The sequence below is a fragment of the Microbacterium sp. Bi128 genome, from assembly GCF_918698205.1.
Genome location: NZ_CAKKMM010000561.1, coordinates 1 through 3126, shown reverse-complemented (window position 1 = coordinate 3126; position 3126 = coordinate 1). Strand labels below are relative to the sequence as shown.

Genomic DNA, 3126 nt, shown 5'->3' with positions numbered 1-3126 from the left:
TCGCTCAGATCCTGCCCGTTTGGATCCTGCCCGGCGGGGCCCGCGGTGTCCGGTGCGTCCAGCTCTGCGAGCGGAGCATAGTCCAGGAGCGAGTCACTGTGGATTTCCGCCTTGTCGCTGCCGTTGGCGATCACCACCGCCACCCAGGGCAGGAAGACGGCGCCGGCAATCGGCAGGAGCTTGAACCAACCATCCACGACAAAAATCAGGATCAGGCAGACCATGCGGATGCCCATGGCGATGGCATACTTCACCATCCGCTGGTGCATCTCGTCCGAGTGCGCAGCAGCAGCGTCGGTGATGCTGTGCACCTCGGTACCGCCGGACTCGGAGTCCGGCCTCCCGGGCACATGAGCACCGGGTCGGTTTTTGAGTGTCACGGCTGTCAGATCACGCTCCCAAGGCTTACTTCGATTCTCTCACCATCGGCGGAGCCGCCCAAACGGAAGCGAACCGGGCGCTAAGATCGGAGGCAGGAAAATTCCAGCCCCCAGCGCGGCCCTCCCTGCCGCAGAATCCCGGAGCCCCATATGACTGACACATCCACCACTGGCCGCAGCGTTCTGATCACCGGCGGAAACCGCGGGATCGGCCTGGCCATCGCCGAGTCCTTCCTGGCCAACGGCGACAAGGTGGCCGTGACCTTCCGCAGCGAATCGTCGCTGCCCGAGGGCATCCTCGGCGTCAAGGCGGACGTCACGGACGAAGCGTCGGTGGACGCCGCGTTCGCGGAAGTCGAAGCCGCCCACGGCCCGGTGGAAGTCCTTGTGGCCAATGCCGGCATCACCAAGGACACGCTCCTGATGCGGATGAGCGAAGACGACTTCACCTCGGTGATCGACACGAACCTCACGGGCGCCTTCCGGGTGATCAAGCGCGCATCCAAGGGCATGATCCGGGCGCGCAAGGGCCGCGTGGTGCTGATTTCCTCCGTCTCCGGCCTCTACGGCGCGCCGGGCCAGATCAACTACTCCGCCTCCAAGGCAGGCCTGGTGGGCATCGCCCGGTCGCTCACCCGCGAGCTCGGCGCACGCGGGATCACCGCGAATGTCGTCGCGCCCGGCTTCATCAACACCGACATGACGGCCGAGCTGCCCGAGGCCACGCAGAAGGACTACCTGACCAAGGTTCCCGCCGGCCGCTTCGCCGAGGCCTCCGAGGTCGCCAACGTCGTGCGCTGGATCGCCAGCGACGAGGCGTCGTACATTTCCGGTGCGGTCATTCCGGTCGACGGCGGCCTCGGAATGGGCCACTAGCCCCTGACACAGCAGGACGACGCAGGACTCCTGCGGAGCACAGCGGACGACGGCGGATTCCGCCCTCGTCCGCTGTGCTGTGTCCGCTTGTTCTGTGTCCGCTTGTTCTGAGTCCGCTGTCTATTGCAACCCGGACCGGGCCACTGGAGACGCATACTTTTCCGTGCCGGGGTCCGCGGCGGGCCTTTTTGCCCTTGGCTCCGGGGCTCCTGGAGCGTGTAATGGGCTCACAGCCCCTGACCATGCCGCGGCAGGGGCGTGGACGCAGGAGGAAATCATGAGTGATCTCAGCAAATGGACGCCCTCGGACATGCTGGAACCGGTCCGCCGCTTCCTTGACGGTGATCTGTCCATAGCGCCAGGGATCAAGATCGAACAGTTCCAGGAGGGCACCACCCTGGTGGTGCGGGCGGAAGCGCCGGGGATCGACCCGGACCGGGACGTCGACGTCTCGGTCGGCGAGGGCGTGCTAAATATTGCGGTGGAGCGGCGGGAGTCGTCCGAGCACAAGAGCAAGGACGGTTACCGCTCGGAGTTCCGCTACGGCCGGGCCGCCCGGAGCATCGCGCTGCCCGCAGGGGTGAGGGAAGAAGACATCACCGCCACGTACAAGGACGGCGTCCTGGAAGTCCGCGCACCGGCGCCCAAGGTTGTGACCGGTGAAGCGACGACGAAGATCCGGATCGACCGCGGCTGACCCACCCCCGGCATGTTCAAGCCACGTGACGACGGAACTACGCCGCCGGGGCTTCTTTGTGGATGCTGAACAACTGTAATGGCGCGGTCCGCTGGCATGATGGATTGCAGACCCACAGTATTTGGACGTTTGGAACAAAGGAGCTCGTATGGGACTGCTGGAGAACAAGACTGCGATCGTGACCGGTTCGTCGCGCGGAATCGGCGCCGAAGTGGCCAAAATCCTCGCCGCCGAGGGTGCGGCCGTCGTCGTCAACTACCGCCAGAAGGCGCCGCGCGCCAACAAGGTCGTCGCCGAGATCGAAGCCGACGGCGGCCGTGCCGCGGCCGTCGGGGCGGACCTCACCACCCAGGAAGGCGTCCAGGCCCTCGCCAGCGCCGCGATGGAGAACTTCGGCTCGCTCGACCTCCTGGTCCTCAACGCCTCCGGCGGCATGGAGACCGGCATGGAAGAGGGCTACGCGCTGAAGCTGAACCGCGACGCCCAGGTGAACATGCTCAACGCCGCCGTCGCGCTCATGCCCCACGGCTCGCGCGTGGTCTTCGTGACCAGCCACCAGGCCCACTTCATCGACACGGTGCCCACCATGCCCGAGTACGAGCCCGTGGCCCGCAGCAAGCGCGCCGGCGAGGATGCACTCCGGTCACTGGTCCCGAACCTGGCCGAGAAGGGGATCACGCTCGTGGTCGTCTCCGGCGACATGATCGAGGGCACCGTCACGGCCACCCTGCTTGACCGGTCCAACCCCGGCGCCATCGAGGCCCGCCGCGCAGAAGCCGGCAAGCTGTACTCGGTCAAGGAGTTTGCCGCCGAGGTCGCCAAGATGGCCTCGGCAGATGTCGAAACCGGCCACACGGAATACGTTGGCGGTGCGGATTATTTCGGTAAGACCGCGGACCAGGCAGCGGATAAGAGCTCCAGCTAGGCGCAGGCCGCCACGCGCGCCGGGATGGCGCGTAGAGAAGGCACGTCCCGGCAATGTTTGACTAAACATTGCCGGAACGTGCCTTCCCGGTTAATGCATCAGACTCCGGCGATATACCGGACGGCGTCAAGATAGGGAAGGTTGACGGCGGCGTCCGCGGCAGCGCGGACGGCCGGCTTCGCGTTGAAGGCGATGCCGATCCCGGCGGCGCCCAGCATGTCGAGGTCGTTCGCGCCGTCGCCCACGGC

5 protein-coding genes are annotated in these 3126 nt (G+C 66.2%); 3 read left to right on the top strand and 2 right to left on the bottom strand.

From position 1 onward, the window contains the following. On the bottom strand, window positions 1-380 hold a 380-nt coding region (locus tag LQV45_RS22905), incomplete at its 3' end, for a DUF3099 domain-containing protein (protein ID WP_374208276.1). Between the two features lie 150 nt (window positions 381-530). Here LQV45_RS22905 and LQV45_RS22900 point away from each other — a divergent pair. From LQV45_RS22900 to LQV45_RS22890, 3 genes are all read left to right on the top strand, one after another. After that, entirely contained in the window at window positions 531-1256 is a 726-nt protein-coding gene (locus LQV45_RS22900; RefSeq protein WP_230008961.1) for a beta-ketoacyl-ACP reductase, read from the top strand. A gap of 277 nt (window positions 1257-1533) precedes the next feature. Next, complete coding sequence (locus LQV45_RS22895; RefSeq protein ID WP_028275538.1) at window positions 1534-1953, top strand: Hsp20/alpha crystallin family protein; 420 nt, start codon at window positions 1534-1536, stop codon at window positions 1951-1953. A gap of 148 nt (window positions 1954-2101) precedes the next feature. Further along, window positions 2102-2878, top strand: a complete 777-nt coding sequence (locus LQV45_RS22890; protein WP_230008960.1) for an SDR family oxidoreductase — start codon at window positions 2102-2104, stop codon at window positions 2876-2878. Between the two features lie 98 nt (window positions 2879-2976). Here LQV45_RS22890 and LQV45_RS22885 read toward each other — a convergent pair. Beyond that, on the bottom strand, window positions 2977-3126 hold a 150-nt coding region (locus tag LQV45_RS22885; RefSeq protein WP_230008963.1), incomplete at its 5' end, for an HAD hydrolase family protein.

Bases quoted from the DNA above. Each gene is read 5' to 3' on its own strand.
- LQV45_RS22895 (WP_028275538.1), top strand. From the start codon at position 1,534: ATGAGTGATCTCAGCAAATGGACGCCCTCGGACATGCTGGAACCGGTC.
- LQV45_RS22890 (WP_230008960.1), top strand. From the start codon at position 2,102: ATGGGACTGCTGGAGAACAAGACTGCGATCGTGACCGGTTCGTCGCGC.
- LQV45_RS22900 (WP_230008961.1), top strand. From the start codon at position 531: ATGACTGACACATCCACCACTGGCCGCAGCGTTCTGATCACCGGCGGA.